Here is a 20,150-nt window from a genome sequence, read left to right on the forward strand (position 1 = left end):
TAACTCCTTTTTGAATGAAAATAATTACAGTGATTGATTGTTTTGACGAGAAGTATGGTGCGTGCCCCATTCATGCATTGCATTCAAAATAGGAGATAAGCTTTCTCCATACTGAGTGATAGAATATTCTACTTTAGGAGGAACTACTGGATAAACAGTCCTATGAACAATGTCTTCTTTTTCTAATTCGCGTAATTGCTTAGTCAACATCTTTTGAGTAATTCCAGGAATTTTCTTGGTTAATTCACTAAACCGCAAAGGGCTTTCTTTTAACAAATGCAATAATATGATGGGTTTCCACTTTCCAACTAAAATGTCTAATGCCTCTTCGACATTACATAAATCTGGTTCTAATTCCATACGAAGATGTCTCCTTAGTATCCTTTTGTATACTATGTTACTTTGAAGTACGTACTTACAAAAAGTAAAGATATCAGTAATAATAGTATCATAAGCTTTAGTAGAAAGGCAGTCAAAGAAGAAAGGACGATATAATTGAAAGAATACCGTATTGATCAAAGTAAAGGACTTGAGTTTGGGCTTTATACTCTAGGAGATCATCTGCCAGATCCATTTACAAACAAACGAATTTCTGCCCAACAGAGAATTTCTGAAATCATAGATTTAGCTAAACTAGCTGATCAGGCTGGGCTAGATTTTTTTAGTGTTGGAGAAAGTCATCAAGATTACTTTGCCACTCAAGCACATGCTGTAGTCCTAGGGGCCATTGCTCAAGCTACAAAAAAAAATAAAGATCGGAAGTTCGTCTACCATCCTAAGTACTTCAGACCCTGTTCGTGTATATGAAAACTTTTCCACTATAGATTTGATTTCAGATGGTAGAACAGAAATTATTGCGGGTCGCGCTTCTAGAATTGGATTGTTTGATTTGCTTGGGTATGACGTTCAAGATTACGAAGCTCTATTTGAAGAAAAATTCGACTTATTACTGCAAATCAATAAAGAAGAAACTGTTAATTGGGAGGGGGAATTTAGAGCATCTTTAAAAAACGCTCGTATCTTGCCTCGTCCAAAAAACGGCTCCCTGCCTATTTGGCGCGCAGTGGGAGGTACACCTGCTAGTGCAATAAAAGCTGGTTACGCGGGTGTACCAATGATGCTGGCCACTTTAGGAGGAGCGGTTACTCACTTTAAGTATACTATTGATGCGTACAGAGAAGCAGCTGTAAGAAATCATTTCGATCCAGCCACTCTTCCAGTTGGAACGACAGGTTTTTTCCACGTGGCTGAAACAACGCAACAGGCATTAAAAGAAGTATATCCATATATCAATGAAGGTATGAAGTTAACGAATGGACAAGGATTTCCAAAGCAAGCTTTTGTTCAAGCAGTAGATAAGCGTAGCATAATCAATGTTGGTTCTCCTCAAGAAGTGATTGAGAAAATTCTGTATCAACACGAAATGTTTGGGCATCAACGTTATCTTGCTCAAATGGATTTTGGTGGAATGCCATTTGACAAATTGGCTAAGAATATAGAATATATCGGTAATGAAATTTTGCCGGCTATCAGGAAATATACTGCAGTGAAGTGAAAGGAGGTAAAAAAATGAAAATAGTAGGTATATCTGGTTCTAACGTGGGAACTAAGACTAGAACAGCTATGGATTATGTACAAAAAGAGCTAACAGAAAGTAGTCCAGAAGTCGACTTTAAACTTATTGATCTGGCAGATTATGCTCTTCAGTTCAGTGATGGACGAAATTATTTGGAATATGATGGTGATACAGGTTATGTAACCAAACAGTTGATGGAAGCTGATGCCATTATAATTGGTACACCCATTTTTCAAGCGTCTATACCAGCTACTTTAAAAAATATCTTTGATTTGTTGCCTCAAAATGCCTTTAGAGATAAAGTGGTGAGTATGATTGTAACTTCAGGTTCACCGAGACATTATTTGATCGCAGAACAACAATTAAAACCAATCTTGGCTTATATGAAAGCTCAAATTGTGCAAACGTATGTGTTTATTGAGGAAAAGGACTTTTACCGAAAAGAAATTGTGAATGAGGATATTATTTTTCGTATCCAACGATTAGTAGAAGACACTGTTGTTTTAACAGATACCTATAAAAAATTGCGTGAAGCAAAAGAAGAAGAGTACGGGTTTTAAAAAAGGTTCTCCAGTAACGAGCAGTAGAGCTCATTACTGGAGAACCTTTTTGATGCCAAAAAATAGTTAAATAAAAATACATTGTAAAAGGAATCTTGTTCAGAGTTTTGCTTAGTTTAAATGCCGGCATAATGTATTTTATTCACTTTTTTTAATAAAAAACCGATATTTAACAAGTGTGTCACTTCACGTTTGAGAAAGCTTGAACGGTTTGCTCCCCGCTCTTTAGACGCGTTGCGCAAACCAGTCTTTCTATGATTTCATTTATCCTTTGTGTCGGGAAATGCACCCACCTCAAAGGATAAAGTGAACTCTACGAAAGCCTAACCGGTTTGCTCCCCGCTCTTTACTAGACGCGTTGCGCATGACAGCTTACACTACCATTTCACCTTCCAGACTGTTTGGAAAAAGCCCAAACTGTCTGGAAGGTGAGATGTACGGTAAGCTAACCGTCATGCTCCACGCTCTTTACATGTGGATTGGCATGCCTAGGGCTAGTTCAGATGCGTCCATGATAGATTCTGCGACTGTTGGGTGAGCGTGAACGGTTAATGAAATGTCTTCTGCGTTCATACCGTTCTTGATTGCGAAGCCAACTTCACTGATGATATCTGGAGCACCGACACCAGCAATTTGTGCACCTACAAGAGCGTTGTCATTATCTTGATCTGTAATCAAACGAACAAAACCTTCCGTTTGGTTCAACGATAATGCACGGCCATTTCCTGCAAGAGGGAATTTGCTGATTTTTAAATTACGGTCAGATTTTTTCGCTGCTGCTGCAGATATACCTACAGTAGCTAATTCAGGTTCAGTATAGACAGCGATCGGAAGAATTTCTTCTTCTAATGCAGGATTTTGTCCAGCGATCACTTCGGCTACGATTTTGCCTTCATAGCTTGCTTTGTGAGCAAATGCAGGACCAGGAGCAACGTCTCCGATAGCGTATATTCCTTCAACAGATGTTTGCAGAGAGTCGCTGACTTTAATGCGGCCATTTTCAAGCATTTCTACGCCAATTTCTTCTAAGTTTAATCCTTTTGTGTAAGGTTTTCTTCCTGCAGAAACAAGAACAGCACTTGAAGTAATGGTTTCTTCTTTACCATCTTTTTCATAGGTGATCGCAACATCATCTGCAGTTTCTTTAGTACTCTTGATGTTTACGCTAGTGATCACTTCGATACCTTTTTTGGCATAATTTTTTTCTACCATTTTAGACATGTCTTCATCGAAGAAATGTAAAATGTGAGATTCTTTTTCTAAAATCGTTACTTTAACGCCTAAGTTGCTGAATGCACCAGCTAATTGAGAACCAACATATCCTCCACCAACAATAACAAGTGATTCGGGAGCTTTTCTTAAGCCTAGACCTCCAGTAGTATCGATAACTTTTTCACCAAATGGAACTTCAGCTAATTCAATAGGAGCAGTTCCGGTTGAGATAACTGCTTGTTGGAATTCCAGTTCTTCTGTGCTTCCATCTTCTTTTGTAACCATCAAGTGTTTGTTGTCTTTGAAACTAGCTGTTCCGCGAATGATTTCGACTTTATTTTTCTTTAATAAGCTTTCAACCCCGCCGGTTAAGCGTTTGACAACTTGGTTTTCTTTCCAATCTTGAGTTTTCTCAAGATCGATTTGAGCTGAGCCAGTTTGTACACCAAAAATTTCGGAATTTTTAGCATTGTGGAATGCGTGAGCAGCAGTAATAATAGCTTTAGAAGGGATACAACCAACATTCAAGCAAGTACCGCCGATGTATGTTTTTTCAATAATAGTAACCTTTTGTCCCAACTGAGCTGCACGTATTGCTGATACATAACCACCAGGACCTGATCCAATAATGACTGTTTCTTTTTTGCTCATAAAAAATCACTCTTCCCTTATTGTTTTATATTTCACACAACTATACTCCCAATAGTAATTTACTCTAAATATGAACAAAAAACAAAGAAAACTTCTTGTTTCTTAAAATTATATGAGGGGAGCTATACATGACACGCCCGGGGTGTTATACTTCTAGAGATAAGTGTGTGAAGGATCGTATATAGAAAGAGGCGAAGAATATGGTTGAGAGTCTGAATATTGTCATTATTACTGGGATGAGCGGTGCGGGTAAGACAGTAGCCATGCAAAGTTTTGAAGATATGGGTTATTTTTGTGTAGACAATATGCCGCCAAGTTTATTACCAAAGTTTTTTGAACTAGTAAAAGAATCAGGGAAGTTGAACAAGATTGCACTTGTGATTGATTTACGTTCTAGTGCGTTTTTCGATGAACTTGTGCCTGCATTGGAAAGTTTAGATAATACCTCTCTTGTTACTACAAGAGTCTTATTCTTAGACGCTGATGATACGGAATTAGTCTCACGTTATAAAGAAACACGCAGAACTCATCCGCTGGCTCAAGGTGGACGAGTGATGGACGGAATCGAAAAAGAAAGAAAGCAGCTTGAAGCTATAAAAGGAAGAGCCCAGCTGATCATCAATACAGCTGATTTGACACCTCGTCAATTAAGAAAGAAAATAATCGATGAATTCCACACAGAAGAAACCACTACCTTTAGAGTAGAATTAGTATCTTTTGGGTTTAAATACGGCGTACCAATTGATTCAGATGTAGTTATGGATGTCCGATTCTTGCCGAACCCTCATTACATTGATGAACTTCGACCATTAACAGGGCAAGATAAACCTGTATATGATTACGTGATGAAGCAACCTGAAACAGAAGTTTTTTACCGCAAATTTACAGATTTGCTTGAATATGTTTTACCAGGATATAAAAAAGAAGGAAAAACCTCTGTAACGATCGCTATTGGTTGTACAGGAGGGAAACACCGTTCTGTAGCATTAACAGAACGTATTGCTGCAAAAATACAATCCGATGGTTATCCAGTTCATATTACCCATCGCGATTACAGAAAGCTTAAGGAGTCAGTAAATCGCTCATGATGAATGAAAAATTAACGAGAAAGAAAAACAGAAAACCGAAAATCGTTGTTATCGGCGGCGGAACTGGGCTGCCGGTAATTTTGGCGGGATTGAGAGCCAAAAATGCTGATGTGACAGCTATTGTAACAGTAGCAGATGATGGAGGAAGCAGCGGCGACTTGAGAAGACAAGTTAATGCTGTACCGCCTGGAGACATTCGTAATGTATTGGTCTCTTTATCAGACATTCCAGAAATGCAGAAAGAGATTTTTCAATATCGTTTTGCGGTTGAAGATCAATCTTTAGCAGGACATTCTATTGGGAATTTGATCATCTCAGCTATGGCTGAAATGAAAGGCAATATTTATGAAGCTATCCAAGTATTAGGGAAAATGATGATGATCGATGGTCATGTGTATCCAGCTGCTGAAGAACCATTGGAACTACATGCAGTGTTTAAAGATGGAACTCAAGTGAGCGGGGAATCCTCTATCGCAAAACATCGGAAAATGATCGACCATGTATTCGTCACAAAACTTGACGGATCAAAAGATGTAAAAGCGGCTCGAAAAGTCGTATCTGCGATTTTGAATGCTGACATGGTGGTACTAGGACCTGGAAGTTTATATACCAGTATTTTACCTAACCTGATGATTCCAGAAATTAGCGATGCGATTAAAAAAACACAAGCCAATGTGGTTTACATCTGCAACATCATGACTCAGTTGGGTGAGACGGAAAACTTTTCAGATGCCAATCATTTAGAAGTTTTGCATCGTCATATGAATCAAAAGTTCGTCGATACCGTTTTGGTAAATATCGGACAAGTGCCGGAAAACTATATTGACACTGAAAAATACGATGAGTATTTAGTGCAAGTTGAACATGATTTCAATGGATTGAAAAAAGAAGCACCAATGGTCATTTCAAACGATTTCTTAGAATTAAGAGACAATGGTGTATTCCATGATAAAGAAAAGGTAGTAGAAGAACTGTTCAAAATTTCATTTGACGTTCAATACTATGGTAGAAAGTTCGAAACCAATATCGATACTATATAAAAAAATGAAAGGAGGAGATAACATTGTCTTTTGCCTCAACTGCGAAAAAAGAATTGACTCAGCTGGAAGTTCATCGTGAACATGCCAAAGCTGAACTAGCAGCATTGATTAGAATGAATGGAAGCATTAGTTTAGTAGAAAAGAAATTTATTCTAAATGTACAATCAGAAAATGCTGCAATTGCAAGACGAATCTATATTTTATTGAAAGACCACTTTGAAGTGGAAAGTGAATTGTTGGTCAGACGAAAAATGAAGCTGAAGAAAAACAATGTGTACATTGTTCGTTTGAAACAAGGAACTAAAAAGGTATTAGCAGATTTATCCATCATGGATGGAATGCTGTACCAAGGTCACGTAAGTAAAGAAATTACCCAAAACAATCAAAAAATCAAATCCTATCTAAGAGGGGCTTTCTTAGCAGGCGGTTCAGTCAATAACCCGGAAACGAGCCGATACCATTTAGAGATTTATTCCAATTATGAAGAACACAATGATGACGTGTGCGATATGATGAATGAATTTGGACTAAACGCTCGGAAAATCAGCCGTAGAAATGGCTATATCACTTATTTGAAAGAAGCTGAAAAAATTGCGGATTTTTTAGCGATTATTGGAGCTACAAATGCGATGTTGAAATTTGAAGACATTCGAATTGTAAGAGATATGCGAAATTCAGTGAATCGACTTGTGAATTGTGAGAATGCAAATATGAATAAAACCATTGATGCTGCAAGTAAACAAATCGAAAATATTCTTTACTTAGATGAAGTGATCGGATTGGATAATCTTCCAGATAAGTTAAAAGAAATTGCACTTGTACGAGTAGCGAATCCTGATGTAACTCTTAAAGAACTAGGAGACTTAGTCCCAAGCGGAAAAATCAGCAAATCAGGCATTAATCACCGATTGCGAAAGTTGAATGAAATGGCAGAAAGCCACCGCAGCAACACCGGCAGTAGCCAAGTAAGTGAAGTTCTAGTCAATTAAGTGGATAAACAACAAAAAGATTCCCAGCAGTCTTCTGCTGAGGAATCTTTTTGTTTAGGCATATCGTTTTCGATTGGTGGATGAAGGAATGGACAAAGCTTCCCTGTATTTGGTGACTGTTCTTCTAGAAATCTGTATCCCTTCATCTTCCAACAAAGTGGCTATTTTCTGATCAGATAAGGGTTTTAATTTGTTTTCTTCTGCAATAAGGTCTTTTATTCGATGTTTCACTCCGTCAGATGAAACATCTTGAGAATTTGCTTGAATGGAATCATTGTCGGACAAACGTTTCAATCCTGTCGTAAAGAAGGACTTCAATTCGTATGTGCCGAAATCGGTTTGAATGAATTTATCATTTACAGATCTGCTGACAGTAGATTCATGTATGTCTAAGAGCTGTGCAATTTCCTTTAATGTCATTGGAGTCAAAGGGCGGGAATCTTGTAAAAAGAATTCCTTTTGCTGCTCAACTATAGCTGTTCCGACACGGATAATTGTTTCTTCTCTTTGTTGCAAGCTCTGCTGAATCCAATCGTATTCTGCATATTTTTCTTGAATAAACTTTTTGACATCTTTATCTTCAACCGAAAGCATGTCTTGGTAATAATCAGTTTGAAATTTGATTACTGGCAACCCAGTTTTTGCTGATTTCACCATAAGCTCATCATTTACTAATGTTACGATCAGGTCAGGACGAACGAAGTGTTCATCTTCAGTTGAATAAACAGCTCCAGGGTGAGCCGTCAAGCTTTGTACATAGTCGGCTACTTCTTGCACTGCAGATACCGGGATACCATATTTTTTAGCTAAAGGTTCCCATTTGCGAGAGCTGAACAAATCAAATGATTCTTCTAAAATAAGATAGGCCAAGTTTGGTGCTTCATCATCTCGTTCTGTTTGAAGCATCAAACATTCTTGCAGGTTTCTTGCACCCACACCAGCAGGTTCAAGTTGTTGAAGGAGTGTTAACGCATCAATCAACTGAATTTCTTCAGCTTCTGTTTGTTGTTTAGCTTCTTCTAGGGAAATCGTCATGTACCCGTTTTTGTCTAAATGATTAGCCAGCCACAGCACTAATTCTCTCAAGTAAGTATCTCTCATGGTTAAATGAATTTGTTCAATTACATAAGAAAACAAAGACATTTGGCCTCCAGCTAGATGATCGATGGGATTGTAACTCGCATAAGCACTTGATGACGAGTAAGAGTTTTTAAAAGAGTTGTCTGCAGTAGGTCGTTTGACTTTGATTTCAATCAAAGGGTTGCCTAAAGCTTTTTGTTTTAGGAAAAGGACCAAGTCTTCTTGGTTCATATTCAGCATCTGGATAGACTGCTGCAATTGTTGAGTCATAGCCAGCTTTTGAACTTGTTTCTGTTGTTGGGTATAATGTTGCTCAAAATTCATGTCCATCCTCCTTGAAACGGTTTCATATCCTTCGATATCATACCACATTCTGCTAAGAGCATTAACGAGTTTTAAGAAAATCCCGTAAGGAATGTGACGATTATTTGAAAGCTGCCTTATCCAATCGTAGAATACAGATTGGTTTTATTCTTTAAAAGATAATCTTTAGCTTGTTTTTTTAGGTATTATTAGATAAACTAAAATAGTTGTCATCCTACGTCCCCTTAGTGTAATGGATATCACGTAAGATTCCGGTTCTTGAGATGGGGGTTCGATTCCCTCAGGGGGCATTGCAAAAAACAGAAGGTCAAAAAAAGTTTTATGAGAGAAGCTGGTCCGTTGTGGCTGGCTTTTTTGCTTTTAGGTGAAAAAGAATAATAAAAAAAGTTTGACCTTTATTGACCATTGGAGTAGAATAAACCTATAGAAAACTCATTCAAATGATTCTTGAGAATGAGTGTGATACAATCTTATGGAAACACATTAGAGGAGGAATACTTCATGAACTTAGTACCTACAGTTATTGAACAATCATCAAGAGGAGAACGTGCTTATGATATTTATTCACGTTTATTAAAAGACCGTATTATCATGTTGAGCGGCCCGATAGATGACAACGTAGCAAATTCAGTTATTGCTCAGTTGCTCTTTTTAGATGCTCAAGATCCAGAAAAAGATATCTACATTTACATCAACTCTCCAGGTGGTAGCGTAACAGCAGGTTTTGCTATTTACGATACCATGAACTTTATTAAAGCTGATGTTCAAACAATCGCAATGGGAATGGCTGCTTCAATGGGTAGTTTCTTATTAGCTGCAGGAGCAAAAGGCAAACGTTTTGCTTTGCCAAACGCAGAAATTATGATTCACCAACCATTAGGTGGAGCACAAGGGCAAGCAACTGAAATCGAGATCGCTGCTCGTCACATTTTGAAAACACGTGAACGCTTAAACAAAATCTTGTCTGATAGAACTGGACAACCGATCGAAGTTATCGAACGCGACACAGACCGTGATAACTACATGTCTGCTCAAGATGCAAAAGAGTATGGCTTGATCGATGAAGTAATGGAAAACAACACTGAGTTACCCAATAAATAGTTTTTTTGCAAAAGACTTCCTGTTTAAAGTAGGGAGTCTTTTGCTTCTATAAAAGACTCATAGCAAAAGACTCACAGCGTAACGGTGGGAGTCATCTTAAACGACATTGGTTTTCAATTGAAGAAATAGAAGGTATACTAATAACTAACATTAAGAGGAGGTACGATATGGATACGAGTAATATGAATGCAGATAAAGTAAATGTAACCTATGGTTTTAAAATTGGACCGGAAAGTGCGCCTGTTAAAGTCATTGAATTTATTAACTTGGCTTGCCCGTACTGTAAGAAATGGTACTTTGATACCAAAGATCTATTAAATGAGTACGTACAAGAAGGAAAAGTTCAACGCGTCATCAAACTTTTTGATAAAGAAAAACCAAGTTTAAAAAGAGGGAATGTCCTTCATCATCATTTGGATTACAAGAAACCAGAAGAAGCTTTGATGGAGATCGATTACTTATTAGCGCATCAAAATGAGTGGGGAATGTTGAAAAGTCATGAGGAGATTGCTGAATATGCGGTCGAAAAGCGTGGATTGACTCATCAACCGAACGAGATTGAGATCAATGGCATCCTCAATGAAACTAAAGAAGCAAATGTCTTTTTTGTTCCTTCTGTCTTTATTGGAGAAAATATTTTTGATGAGAATATTTCTCTAGAAGAACTGAAAACTATCATTGATTCCGAATACGAGAAAAATAAATAGTATGAGTCCTGGTCGTTGTTTGGTAACAACTTTGACAAAAAGTAAGAGAGAGTTTAATTTTTCAAAAGCTTTTTTTGTAAAGATCAACTCTCTCAGTAATGCTTTTTGACAAGATTTTGCCATAGATGAAAAAGTGAACTCATTTACACAACGAAAACTGATGAATTAATAGGTTGCATGTTGGGGCTAGAATTGGTAGAATAGATGCTGTAAGAGATCAAACAGGCTTTAAAGTTCTGTGAAAATGTAGAAATAAGCGTATGATTTGAAATCAATTGTCTTTTTCCATTTTAATCTCTTTGTTTTTTTCGACAACGAGGGTCGCTAAACGGCTGACGTGGACAAAAAACGACCCAGTAAGAAAGAGGTGGCTCATGGAAGAGGTTCTGTCTGTGATAGAAAAAGTAGCTCCTGACGTAATGGACACTCTGAAAGAGAGACACCAAATTTTAAGGAACATCTATTTGTTAGGACCAATTGGAAGACGCATCTTAGCAGATAAAATAGGTATTTCAGAAAGAAGCTTGCGAACAGAAGTAGATGTTTTAAAAAAACAGCATCTAGTCCATTCAACTAAATCCGGTATGTTGTTGACGCCCTTGGGAGAAGAAGTCTATCGTTCTTTTGACCAATTGATGGGACAACAATTAGGTATGGGGAATCGCGAGAAAAATCTAGCTGCCTGTTTCCAAATCGAGCAATGCATCATTGTTCCTGGAAACTTGGACAAACAATCCAGAGTCATTACTGATTTAAGCAGAGCGACTTATGAAACGTTGGATTTTTTGCTTCCGGATGGAAAAAATATCATTGCTGTCATGGGTGGTACAACGATGGCTGCAGTAGCCAATCGCTTTGATGAAAATCTGTCAAGGAACCGTGAATTGTTTTTCGTTCCGGCTCGAGGCGGTTTAGGAGAGTCTGTTGAAATACAAGCAAACTCTATTAGTGCTAAATTAGCTGAGGCAACTGGCGGAAAGAATCAAGCATTGTACGTACCAGAACAAGTAGGAAAAGAGACATATGGCTTTTTGTTAAAAGAACCCAGCGTGAAAAAAACGTTAGATTTGATAAAAAAAGCAAATTGTGTAATCTATAGTATAGGAGACGCAAGTCATATGGCACAGCGACGAGGACTTGATAATGAGATACTCGCGCTGCTTGAAGATAATGCTGCGGTTGCAGAGTCTTTCGGAGAGTTTTACAATGCAGAAGGTGAAGTGGTGTATAAAATCCCGCGCATCGGTATGCAATCCAGTAAGTTGACAACGATACCTAGTGTCATTATTGTTGCTGCCGGAGAATCGAAAGCAGAAGCGATCAAAGCTTATATGAAAAACGCACCGTCTCAAACGTGGTTGATCACGGATGAAGGTGCCGCTAACCAGATTTTAAAAGGGATAACCCTTTAAAATAAATAAATTTTCGATTTTCTAAAGGAGGAAATCTAGTTATGTCAGTAAAAGTAGGTATTAATGGTTTCGGACGTATTGGTCGTCTAGCATTCCGTCGTATTCAAGAATTAGAAGGTATTGAAGTGGTTGCGGTTAACGACTTAACAGATCCAAAAATGTTAGCTCACTTATTAAAATATGATACAACTCAAGGACGTTTCAATGGAGACGTTGAGGTTAAAGATGGTGCATTTACAGTTAACGGTAAAGACGTTAAAGTATTAAGCAACCGTAACCCAGAAGAACTTCCATGGGGAGAACTTGGAGTTGAAATCGTATTAGAATGTACTGGTTTCTTCACTACTCAAGAAAAAGCTGAATTACACATTAAAGCAGGAGCTAAAAAAGTTGTTATCTCTGCACCAGCAACTGGTGACATGAAAACAATCGTTTACAATGTAAACCACGAAACTCTTGACGGTTCTGAAACAGTTATTTCAGGTGCTTCTTGTACTACTAACTGTTTAGCTCCTATGGCTCAAGTACTAAATGACAAATTTGGTATTGAATTAGGATTAATGACAACTATCCACGCTTACACAGGTGACCAAAATACATTAGATGCTCCACATCCAAAAGGCGACTTCCGTCGTGCTCGTGCTGCAGCAGCTAACATTATCCCTAATACAACTGGTGCTGCTAAAGCAATCGGTGAAGTATTACCAGAATTAAAAGGTAAATTAGATGGAGCTGCACAACGTGTTCCTGTTGCTGCTGGTTCTTTAACTGAATTACAATCTGTATTAAAAACTAAAGTTACTGCTGAAGAAGTAGACGCAGCAATGAAAGCAGCAGCTAACGAATCTTACGGATATACTGAAGATGCAATCGTTTCTTCTGATATCTTAGGAATGTCATATGGTTCATTATACGATGCAACTCAAACAAAAGTTATCACTGTTGGTGACAAACAAATTGTTAAAACTGTTGCTTGGTATGATAACGAAATGTCATACACTTCTCAATTGATTCGTACTTTAGAATACTTTGCAAAACTGTAATTTAACGAATAACAATTATTTGTTAGGAGTATAAAATTACAATGATAAGCGGGGAAGCGACGCGCTTCTCCGCTTTTTTCATTGTTAAAGCATGCAAGTAAAGGACACCGAGGAGGATTTTAATATGGCAAAAAAAGCTGTTACAGATATGGATTTAAAAGGCAAAGTTGTCTTAGAACGTGCTGATTTTAACGTTCCTATGAAAGACGGAAAAATTACTAACGATAACCGTATCCAAGCTGCACTTCCAACAATCAATTACATTTTGGAACAAGGCGGAAAATTGGTTCTTTTCTCTCATCTAGGAAAAATCAAAACTGAAGAAGACAAAGCTGATAAAACGTTAAAACCTGTTGCAGAACGTTTGAGTGAATTATTAGGAAAAGACGTAACGTTTGTTCCTGTAACTCGCGGTCAAGAATTAGAAGACGCTATTGCTGCAATGCAATCAGGCGACGTTTTAATGGTTGAAAACACTCGTTTTGAAGATTTAGATGGTAAAAAAGAAAGTAAAAATGACCCTGAACTTGGTAAATACTGGGCAAGCTTAGGCGATGTGTTCGTTAACGATGCATTCGGAACAGCACACCGTTCTCACGCTTCTAACGTTGGGATCGCTTCTCACTTAGAAACAGCTGCTGGTTACCTAATGGACAATGAAATCAAATTTATCGGCGGCGCTGTAGACACTCCTAAACGTCCTTTCGTGGCTATCTTAGGTGGAGCTAAAGTTAGTGATAAAATTGGCGTTATTGAAAACTTATTAGAAAAAGCAGACAAAGTATTGATCGGTGGAGGTATGGCATATACTTTCTACGCAGCTCAAGGCATCCAAATTGGTAAATCATTAGTTGAAGACGACAAAATCGAATTAGCTAAAGAATTACTTGCAAAAGCTGGCGACAAATTAGTCTTGCCTATCGATAACGTTACGGCTAAAGAATTCAGCAATGACGTCCCAACAGAAGTTCATGAAGGACCAGTTCCTGAAGATCAAATGGGATTAGACATCGGTCCTAAGACAATCGAATTGTTCAAAGAAGCCTTAGAAGGCGCTCAAACAGTTGTATGGAATGGTCCAATGGGCGTGTTTGAAATGTCTAACTTTGCAGAAGGAACAATTGGTGTATGTAAAGCATTAGCTGAATTAGAAGATGCTATCACTATTATCGGTGGTGGAGATTCTGCTGCAGCTGCTCAACAATTAGGCTATGCTGATCAATTCACACACATCTCAACAGGTGGTGGAGCTTCATTAGAGTATTTAGAAGGAAAAGAATTGCCAGGATTGGCAGCTATTTCTGATAAATAATCTTTGGAGACATCATCGAAACAAAAATAAATGAAAGAAGGTTTTATCATGCGTAAACCTATTATTGCCGGAAACTGGAAAATGAATAAAACAGCTTCTGAAGCACGCGAATTTGTAGAAGAAGTTAAAGGTAAAATCCCTTCTGCTGACGTAGTAGACTCTGTTGTAGGAGCTCCTGCACTATTCTTACAAGACTTAGTAAAAGCTGCTGAAGGAACAGATTTAAAAATTGCTGCTCAAAACTGCTACTTTGAAGAAGAAGGAGCATTTACAGGAGAAGTAAGTCCTAAAGCTTTAAGCGATCTTGGAGTAAGCTATGTTATCATCGGTCACTCTGAACGTCGTGAAATCTTCCACGAAACAGATGAAGAAATCAACAAAAAAGCACATGCTATTTTCAAAAATGGTATGATTCCTATCTTCTGTTGTGGAGAAACTTTAGAACAACGTGAAGCTGGACAAACTAATGAATTAGTTAGCGACCAAGTTAAAGCTGGATTGAAAGGCTTAACTGAAGGACAAGTTAGCGAAATCGTTATTGCTTACGAACCAATCTGGGCAATCGGTACTGGTAAAACAGCTACTTCCGAAGAAGCAAATGAAACAATCTCTGTAATTCGTGAAACTGTAGCAAAAGAATTTTCACGTTCAGCTGCTGATGCAGTACGTATTCAATATGGTGGAAGTGTTAAACCAGCTAACATTGCTGAGTTAATGGAACAACCAGATGTTGATGGAGCATTAGTTGGAGGAGCAAGTCTAGAAGCAGATTCTTTCCTAGCACTATTGGAGGCTAATAAATAATGAGTAAATCACCAGTAGCTATCATCATTTTAGATGGTTTCGGTTGTCGTAAAGAAACTATGGGTAATGCAGTAGCTCAAGCGAAAAAACCTAATTTTGATCGCTATATGGCAACTTATCCACATGCTACTCTGAAAGCATCAGGTTTAGATGTTGGATTGCCAGAAGGACAAATGGGGAACTCAGAAGTTGGTCATACAAATATCGGCGCTGGCCGTATCGTATACCAAAGTTTAACTCGAATCGACAAAGCTATTGCAGACGGTGAATTCCAACAGAATGAAGTTTTGAACAGCACAATGAAACAAGCTGTTGAAATGAATTCTAGTCTTCACTTGTTTGGTTTATTATCAGATGGTGGAGTTCACAGCCACATCAATCACTTGATCTCTTTGATCAAAACAGCTAAAGAAAAAGGTGTTCCAAACGTATACGTTCATGCATTTTTAGACGGACGCGATGTTGCACCTGATTCTGGTTTAGGCTACGTTGAGCAATTAGAAAAAGAAATGAAAGAAATCGGCATGGGTGAAATTGCTACTGTTTCAGGGCGTTTCTATGCTATGGACCGTGACAAACGCTGGGAACGTGTGGAAAAAGCATACAATGCTATATTCCATGGTGAAGGCAATTTTGCCGACTCAGCAGTCGATGCCGTGAAAAACAGCTATGAAGTTGGCAAAATGGATGAATTTGTTGCTCCTACAGTAATCCTTAAAAATGGAAAACCTGTGGCAACCGTTGAAGATAATGATGCTATTATTTTCTTTAACTTCCGTCCAGACCGTGCTATCCAATTGTCAAACGCTGTAACCAATGATGAATGGGAATTCTTTGATCGTGGCGTTCGTCCTAACAATCTTAAATTAGTGACGATGACACTTTACAACCCAAGCATCAAAGCAGAAGTTGCTTTCCCGCCTATCGCATTGAAAAATGTATTAGGAGAAGTGTTGTCTCAACACGGATTGCAACAATTGCGTATTGCGGAAACTGAAAAATACCCTCACGTTACTTTCTTTATGAATGGTGGACGTAACGAGGAATTTGAAGGAGAAAGCCGAATCTTGATTCCTTCTCCTAAAGTTGAAACATACGATTTAAAACCAGAAATGAGTGCGTATGAAGTTACAGATGCATTAGTTGCTGATATCGAAGCAGATAAACAAGATGCTATCATCTTAAACTTTGCTAACCCTGATATGGTTGGTCATTCCGGAATGTTAGAACCAACTATCAAGGCTATTGAAGCAGTAGATGAAAACTTGGGACGTGTCGTTGATGCCATCATAGAAAAAGGCGGTTATGCTGTTATTTTCGCTGATCACGGAAATGCAGATACAATGACAACACCAACTGGAGAGCCTCATACAGCTCATACAACAGTACCAGTACCAGTAATCGTAACGAAAAAAGGCGTAACATTACGTGAGGACGGCCGTCTTGCTGATGTTGCACCAACAATGTTAGATTTACTAAACGTTGAAAAACCAGTTGAAATGACTGGTGAATCATTGATTGTTAAAAACTAAAAAGTAACAGGAGACAAAATGTTTCTAGTTGCAAAGCTAATCAAAATTAACTAAACTGAATTTGGGCAATAAAGCGTCCAAGTTCCAATTTGATAAACTCAAAGGAGAGAAAACAAATGCCATACATTACAGACATTTTAGCAAGAGAAGTTTTAGATTCACGCGGTAACCCAACTATTGAAGTTGAAGTTTATACAGAGAGTGGCGCTTTTGGTCGCGGAATGGTTCCTTCAGGAGCTTCAACTGGAGAACACGAAGCTATTGAATTACGTGACGGCGACAATGACCGTTATTTAGGTAAAGGTGTTCAAAAAGCTGTAGATAACGTAAACAACATTATCTCAGAAGCAATCATCGGATTTGACGTACGTGATCAAATGGCTATCGATAAAGCTATGATCGACTTAGACGGTACTCCAAACAAAGCTAAATTGGGAGCTAACGCTATTTTAGGTGTTTCTATCGCTGTTGCTCGTGCAGCTGCTGACTACCTAGATGTACCTTTGTTCCAATATTTAGGCGGATTCAACACTAAAGTATTGCCAACACCAATGATGAACATCATTAACGGTGGATCTCACTCTGATGCTCCAATCGCATTCCAAGAGTTCATGATCTTACCTGTTGGAGCTCCAACATTCAAAGAAGCATTACGTTGGGGAGCTGAAATCTTCCATGCATTGAAATCAATCTTGAAATCTCGTGGTTTAGAAACATCTGTTGGGGATGAAGGTGGATTCGCACCTCGTTTCGAAGGTACTGAAGATGGAGTAGAAACTATCCTTGAAGCAATCAAAAAAGTTGGTCTAGAACCAGGTAAAGATGTATACCTAGGATTTGACTGTGCTTCTTCAGAATTCTACGAAGACGGCGTTTACAACTACGCTAAATTCGAAGGCGAAAATGGTGCTAAACGTACTGCTGCTGAACAAGTAGACTACTTGGAAGAATTAGTTAACAAATACCCAATCATCTCTATTGAAGATGGTATGGACGAAAACGACTGGGAAGGTTGGAAACTATTAACTGAACGCTTAGGCGATAAAGTTCAATTAGTTGGTGACGACTTGTTCGTTACAAACACTGAAATCTTGTCTAAAGGTATCAAACAAGAAATCGGTAACTCAATCTTAATCAAAGTTAACCAAATCGGTACTTTAACAGAAACATTTGACGCTATCGAAATGGCTAAAAAAGCTGGTTACACTGCTGTAATCTCTCACCGTTCTGGTGAAACTGAAGATTCAACAATTGCTGACATCTCAGTAGCTACAAACGCTGGTCAAATCAAAACTGGTTCATTAAGCCGTACTGACCGTATCGCTAAATACAACCAATTGTTACGTATCGAAGACCAATTAGGCGACTTAGCTGTATACGAAGGTTTACAAGCTTTCTACAACCTAAAAAACAAATAATTTAATTTCTTAATCGGTCAAATAGAAGTATTTGCCGACACAAGTTAAAAGCTTTCCTTTCTACTGTATAAAAGTAGGAAGGAAAGCTTTTTTCGTTTAGATGTGGAAAAGAAAAACGAGTTAGAATACATGCATGAGAAAGCGAAGATTGGTAAACTTTAATCAACTACATGATTTTTACTGGGAAGGTGAATCGATGTCGAATAAAAAATGGTGGGAAGAAGCGATTATTTACCAAATTTATCCAAGAAGTTTTCAAGACACGAATGATGACGGAATAGGAGATATTGAAGGAATCTTGCAGCGCTTAGATTACGTTCAGTCTCTAGGCGTGAATACTTTATGGGTCAATCCGTTGGCATTGTCTCCTCAAGACGACAACGGATATGATGTCATAGACTACAAAAAAATCGATCCGTTGTTTGGCGAACAAAGTGAAGGTAAAAAGTTGATCGAGGAAGTCCATAAACGAGGGATGAAACTAATTTATGACTTTCCATTGCACCATACCTCTATCGAACATCCATGGTTTAAAGAAGCCATAAAAGGGAAAGACAACCCTTATCGGGATTATTACATTTGGGCGGATGCTACAAAAGGGAAATCTCATCCTACGAATTGGACGGCGGAACTTGGAGAATCTGTGTGGACGAAAGAGGAAAACGGTGACCAATTTTATTTGCATTTGTTCAAGCAAAGTATGGCAGATTTAAACTGGGATAATCCTGATTTGCGAAAAGAAATGTTAGATACTCTAGATTATTTGATCGCAAAAGGAATCGACGGATTTCGCTTTGATGCATTTATTTACATGTCTGTCGACAAAAACTTACCAGACCATCCTGACGAAGAAGGACCTGGAACAGAGATGGTAGAGTATGGGGATAGATTGATCGACTATTTGAATGAAATCAAGAAAAGAATCAAAGCTAGAAATGAAGATATTCTGATAATAGGAGAAGCTACCAGTGCGACTGCTGAGATCACAAAGAAATACACCCTGCCAGAAGCGGACAGAGTAGATAAAATCATTACGCTCACTCATTTTCCTGAAGATACGAGTCAGGTAGAAGATAGATTACCGAAAGAACTGCAATGGGCTCCACTTGATTTGAAAAAGTTCAAACAAATTCAAAAAGAATTTCAAGAGAAAGTCTCTTATACTGGCGGACCGATACTGTATTGGAATAATCATGATGAACCAAGACATCAGCACAAATACGGCAATACCAAACAGTACCGAGATAACAGCCAAACGATGACCGCTGCTCTATTGTATCTTCAAAAGGGAATCCCAATCATCTATTATGGGGAAGAAATCGGAATGCAGAATTTCGAATACACTAATCCAGAACAAATGGGAGACCAAGAAGCTGTATCCTTTTATGAGGAGGCAGAAAAACTAGGATGGGATCATGAAAAAATCATGTACAACCTAAACTTCACATCACGAGATACTTCAAGAGGAATCATGCAATGGAATGAGAGTGAAAAAGTTGGATTTACTCAGCAGGCAACTCCATGGACTCGTTATAATCGAGAAGAGATATACAACGTGAAAAGTCAGCAAGGAAAACCAAGCAGTATTCTAAACTTTTATAAACAGTTGATTTCATTGAAAAAGACGCCCCTTTTTAGGGATGGCGACTATCATATGCAAGAAACGAAAGACCAGTTAGTGGTCTATGAACGAAATCTTGGAGATGAAAAAGGCTGGGTCTATTGCAATTTTTCAGACAATGAAGAAACAATAGAGTTGACCAAAGAAGTTTCGGAGGCAAAAATCATTCTAACGAACAGCAACAATAAAGTAGAAAATACTCTTTTGACTTTAAGTCCTTATGGCACGATGGTTTTGGTAAAATAAGTGTAGTGGAAAAAAGAGCGATAGAACGATAAAAACGTGAATCTCTTCTAGTAATTTTGAATAAGGTATGTTAAAGTGAATGGTAGAAGAAAAGCTAGACGGGAGGGCAATGAAGTTGTACAATACACTTTTAATTGCTGAATTGATCGTATCTGTGTTACTGATTATTATTGTTGCCATGCAGCCAAGCAAAACAAACAGTGCTTCCAGTGCCTTAAGTGGAGGAGCAGAACAATTATTTGGAAAACAAAAAAAACGCGGTTTTGAAGCTGTGCTACAGCGTATTACATCGGTCTTAGGAACGTTGTTCATCGTATTAGCTATCGTATTAGCTTATTTATCCGCAAATTAAATACTTTAAAAAGCTGCCGAATCATTAGGGCGGCTTTTTTTATATATATACGACTCTAATAAAGTGGTGTATAAGCGCGCTT

19 protein-coding genes and 1 tRNA gene are annotated in these 20,150 nt (G+C 38.1%); 17 read left to right on the top strand and 3 right to left on the bottom strand.

Annotated elements, in window-relative coordinates:
• Positions 1–24: 24 nt before the first annotated feature.
• Complete coding sequence (locus LMF32_RS08345; protein ID WP_230524471.1) at positions 25–360, bottom strand: helix-turn-helix domain-containing protein; 336 nt, start codon at positions 358–360, stop codon at positions 25–27.
• Between the two features lie 135 nt (positions 361–495).
• On the opposite strand from LMF32_RS08345, the gene LMF32_RS13695 reads away from it, so the two are divergent.
• From LMF32_RS13695 to LMF32_RS08355, 3 genes are read left to right on the top strand one after another with little or no spacing between them, the layout of a single operon-like run.
• Positions 496–807 carry an LLM class flavin-dependent oxidoreductase gene (locus LMF32_RS13695; RefSeq protein ID WP_347401911.1) on the top strand — a complete coding sequence of 104 codons (312 nt, stop codon included), beginning with the start codon at positions 496–498 and terminating at the stop codon, positions 805–807.
• Positions 728–1,555 carry an LLM class flavin-dependent oxidoreductase gene (locus tag LMF32_RS08350; protein WP_347401912.1) on the top strand — a complete coding sequence of 276 codons (828 nt, stop codon included), beginning with the start codon at positions 728–730 and terminating at the stop codon, positions 1,553–1,555. The genes LMF32_RS13695 and LMF32_RS08350 overlap by 80 nt, the downstream gene beginning before the upstream one ends.
• A 14-nt stretch (positions 1,556–1,569) precedes the next feature.
• The gene (locus LMF32_RS08355; RefSeq protein ID WP_230524472.1) at positions 1,570–2,136 is read left to right on the top strand and encodes an NADPH-dependent FMN reductase; all 567 of its coding nucleotides are present in this window, start codon (positions 1,570–1,572) and stop codon (positions 2,134–2,136) included.
• A gap of 468 nt (positions 2,137–2,604) precedes the next feature.
• Here LMF32_RS08355 and lpdA read toward each other — a convergent pair whose 3' ends face one another.
• On the bottom strand, positions 2,605–3,999 hold the full coding sequence (lpdA, locus tag LMF32_RS08360; protein WP_092480584.1) for a dihydrolipoyl dehydrogenase: 1,395 nt from the start codon (positions 3,997–3,999) through the stop codon (positions 2,605–2,607).
• Between the two features lie 200 nt (positions 4,000–4,199).
• On the opposite strand from lpdA, the gene rapZ reads away from it, so the two are divergent.
• The 3 genes from rapZ to whiA are packed head-to-tail and all read left to right on the top strand — an operon-like array spanning position 4,200 to position 7,116.
• Entirely contained in the window at positions 4,200–5,087 is an 888-nt protein-coding gene (gene rapZ, locus LMF32_RS08365; RefSeq protein ID WP_230524473.1) for an RNase adapter RapZ, read from the top strand.
• Positions 5,084–6,127 (top strand): YvcK family protein, encoded by a 1,044-nt coding sequence (locus LMF32_RS08370; protein ID WP_188205123.1) that lies wholly within the window; start codon positions 5,084–5,086, stop codon positions 6,125–6,127. The genes rapZ and LMF32_RS08370 overlap by 4 nt, the downstream gene beginning before the upstream one ends.
• A gap of 23 nt (positions 6,128–6,150) precedes the next feature.
• Positions 6,151–7,116: a DNA-binding protein WhiA gene (gene whiA / locus LMF32_RS08375; protein ID WP_092480587.1), complete on the top strand. Its 966-nt coding sequence runs from the start codon at positions 6,151–6,153 to the stop codon at positions 7,114–7,116.
• A gap of 54 nt (positions 7,117–7,170) precedes the next feature.
• On the opposite strand, the gene rpoN is transcribed toward whiA, so the two are convergent.
• Positions 7,171–8,520, bottom strand: coding sequence for an RNA polymerase factor sigma-54 (gene rpoN, locus LMF32_RS08380; RefSeq protein ID WP_230524474.1), 1,350 nt, complete (start codon positions 8,518–8,520; stop codon positions 7,171–7,173).
• A gap of 218 nt (positions 8,521–8,738) precedes the next feature.
• Between rpoN and LMF32_RS08385 the strand changes: the two genes are divergently transcribed.
• From LMF32_RS08385 to secG, 11 genes are all read left to right on the top strand, one after another.
• Positions 8,739–8,810 (top strand) — tRNA-Arg (locus tag LMF32_RS08385).
• 211 nt (positions 8,811–9,021) lie between these two features.
• Positions 9,022–9,621 carry an ATP-dependent Clp endopeptidase proteolytic subunit ClpP gene (gene clpP / locus LMF32_RS08390; protein WP_092480589.1) on the top strand — a complete coding sequence of 200 codons (600 nt, stop codon included), beginning with the start codon at positions 9,022–9,024 and terminating at the stop codon, positions 9,619–9,621.
• Positions 9,622–9,788: 167 nt separating this feature from the next.
• Positions 9,789–10,328, top strand: coding sequence for a thioredoxin domain-containing protein (locus LMF32_RS08395; protein ID WP_092480590.1), 540 nt, complete (start codon positions 9,789–9,791; stop codon positions 10,326–10,328).
• Positions 10,329–10,702: 374 nt separating this feature from the next.
• Positions 10,703–11,740, top strand: a complete 1,038-nt coding sequence (locus LMF32_RS08400; RefSeq protein WP_230524475.1) for a sugar-binding domain-containing protein — start codon at positions 10,703–10,705, stop codon at positions 11,738–11,740.
• A gap of 41 nt (positions 11,741–11,781) precedes the next feature.
• Complete coding sequence (gene gap, locus LMF32_RS08405; RefSeq protein WP_230524476.1) at positions 11,782–12,783, top strand: type I glyceraldehyde-3-phosphate dehydrogenase; 1,002 nt, start codon at positions 11,782–11,784, stop codon at positions 12,781–12,783.
• A gap of 124 nt (positions 12,784–12,907) precedes the next feature.
• The gene (locus tag LMF32_RS08410; RefSeq protein WP_188205127.1) at positions 12,908–14,095 is read left to right on the top strand and encodes a phosphoglycerate kinase; all 1,188 of its coding nucleotides are present in this window, start codon (positions 12,908–12,910) and stop codon (positions 14,093–14,095) included.
• A gap of 48 nt (positions 14,096–14,143) precedes the next feature.
• Entirely contained in the window at positions 14,144–14,899 is a 756-nt protein-coding gene (gene tpiA / locus LMF32_RS08415; protein ID WP_092480594.1) for a triose-phosphate isomerase, read from the top strand.
• The gene (gene gpmI, locus LMF32_RS08420) at positions 14,899–16,431 is read left to right on the top strand and encodes a 2,3-bisphosphoglycerate-independent phosphoglycerate mutase (RefSeq protein ID WP_230524477.1); all 1,533 of its coding nucleotides are present in this window, start codon (positions 14,899–14,901) and stop codon (positions 16,429–16,431) included. The genes tpiA and gpmI overlap by 1 nt, the downstream gene beginning before the upstream one ends.
• 116 nt (positions 16,432–16,547) lie before the next feature.
• Positions 16,548–17,849 (top strand): phosphopyruvate hydratase, encoded by a 1,302-nt coding sequence (gene eno, locus LMF32_RS08425; RefSeq protein WP_230524478.1) that lies wholly within the window; start codon positions 16,548–16,550, stop codon positions 17,847–17,849.
• 196 nt (positions 17,850–18,045) lie between these two features.
• Positions 18,046–19,716 (top strand): alpha-amylase family glycosyl hydrolase, encoded by a 1,671-nt coding sequence (locus LMF32_RS08430; protein ID WP_188205130.1) that lies wholly within the window; start codon positions 18,046–18,048, stop codon positions 19,714–19,716.
• Positions 19,717–19,831: 115 nt separating this feature from the next.
• On the top strand, positions 19,832–20,068 hold the full coding sequence (secG, locus tag LMF32_RS08435; protein WP_092480599.1) for a preprotein translocase subunit SecG: 237 nt from the start codon (positions 19,832–19,834) through the stop codon (positions 20,066–20,068).
• The last annotated feature ends 82 nt before the right edge of the window (positions 20,069–20,150 follow it).

This window comes from Desemzia sp. C1, from assembly GCF_020882875.1.
In the GTDB taxonomy this organism is placed as follows: Bacteria; Bacillota; Bacilli; order Lactobacillales; family Carnobacteriaceae; genus Desemzia; species Desemzia incerta.

What these genes read in the sequence shown, in the direction of transcription:
- LMF32_RS08345 (WP_230524471.1), bottom strand. Translation starts at nt 360, where the DNA reads ATGGAATTAGAACCAGATTTATGTAATGTCGAAGAGGCATTAGACATT.
- LMF32_RS08355 (WP_230524472.1), top strand. Translation starts at nt 1,570, where the DNA reads ATGAAAATAGTAGGTATATCTGGTTCTAACGTGGGAACTAAGACTAGA.
- lpdA (WP_092480584.1), bottom strand. Translation starts at nt 3,999, where the DNA reads ATGAGCAAAAAAGAAACAGTCATTATTGGATCAGGTCCTGGTGGTTAT.
- rapZ (WP_230524473.1), top strand. Translation starts at nt 4,200, where the DNA reads ATGGTTGAGAGTCTGAATATTGTCATTATTACTGGGATGAGCGGTGCG.
- LMF32_RS08370 (WP_188205123.1), top strand. Translation starts at nt 5,084, where the DNA reads ATGATGAATGAAAAATTAACGAGAAAGAAAAACAGAAAACCGAAAATC.
- rpoN (WP_230524474.1), bottom strand. Translation starts at nt 8,520, where the DNA reads ATGAATTTTGAGCAACATTATACCCAACAACAGAAACAAGTTCAAAAG.
- clpP (WP_092480589.1), top strand. Translation starts at nt 9,022, where the DNA reads ATGAACTTAGTACCTACAGTTATTGAACAATCATCAAGAGGAGAACGT.
- LMF32_RS08395 (WP_092480590.1), top strand. Translation starts at nt 9,789, where the DNA reads ATGGATACGAGTAATATGAATGCAGATAAAGTAAATGTAACCTATGGT.
- LMF32_RS08400 (WP_230524475.1), top strand. Translation starts at nt 10,703, where the DNA reads ATGGAAGAGGTTCTGTCTGTGATAGAAAAAGTAGCTCCTGACGTAATG.
- gap (WP_230524476.1), top strand. Translation starts at nt 11,782, where the DNA reads ATGTCAGTAAAAGTAGGTATTAATGGTTTCGGACGTATTGGTCGTCTA.
- LMF32_RS08410 (WP_188205127.1), top strand. Translation starts at nt 12,908, where the DNA reads ATGGCAAAAAAAGCTGTTACAGATATGGATTTAAAAGGCAAAGTTGTC.
- tpiA (WP_092480594.1), top strand. Translation starts at nt 14,144, where the DNA reads ATGCGTAAACCTATTATTGCCGGAAACTGGAAAATGAATAAAACAGCT.
- gpmI (WP_230524477.1), top strand. Translation starts at nt 14,899, where the DNA reads ATGAGTAAATCACCAGTAGCTATCATCATTTTAGATGGTTTCGGTTGT.
- eno (WP_230524478.1), top strand. Translation starts at nt 16,548, where the DNA reads ATGCCATACATTACAGACATTTTAGCAAGAGAAGTTTTAGATTCACGC.
- LMF32_RS08430 (WP_188205130.1), top strand. Translation starts at nt 18,046, where the DNA reads ATGTCGAATAAAAAATGGTGGGAAGAAGCGATTATTTACCAAATTTAT.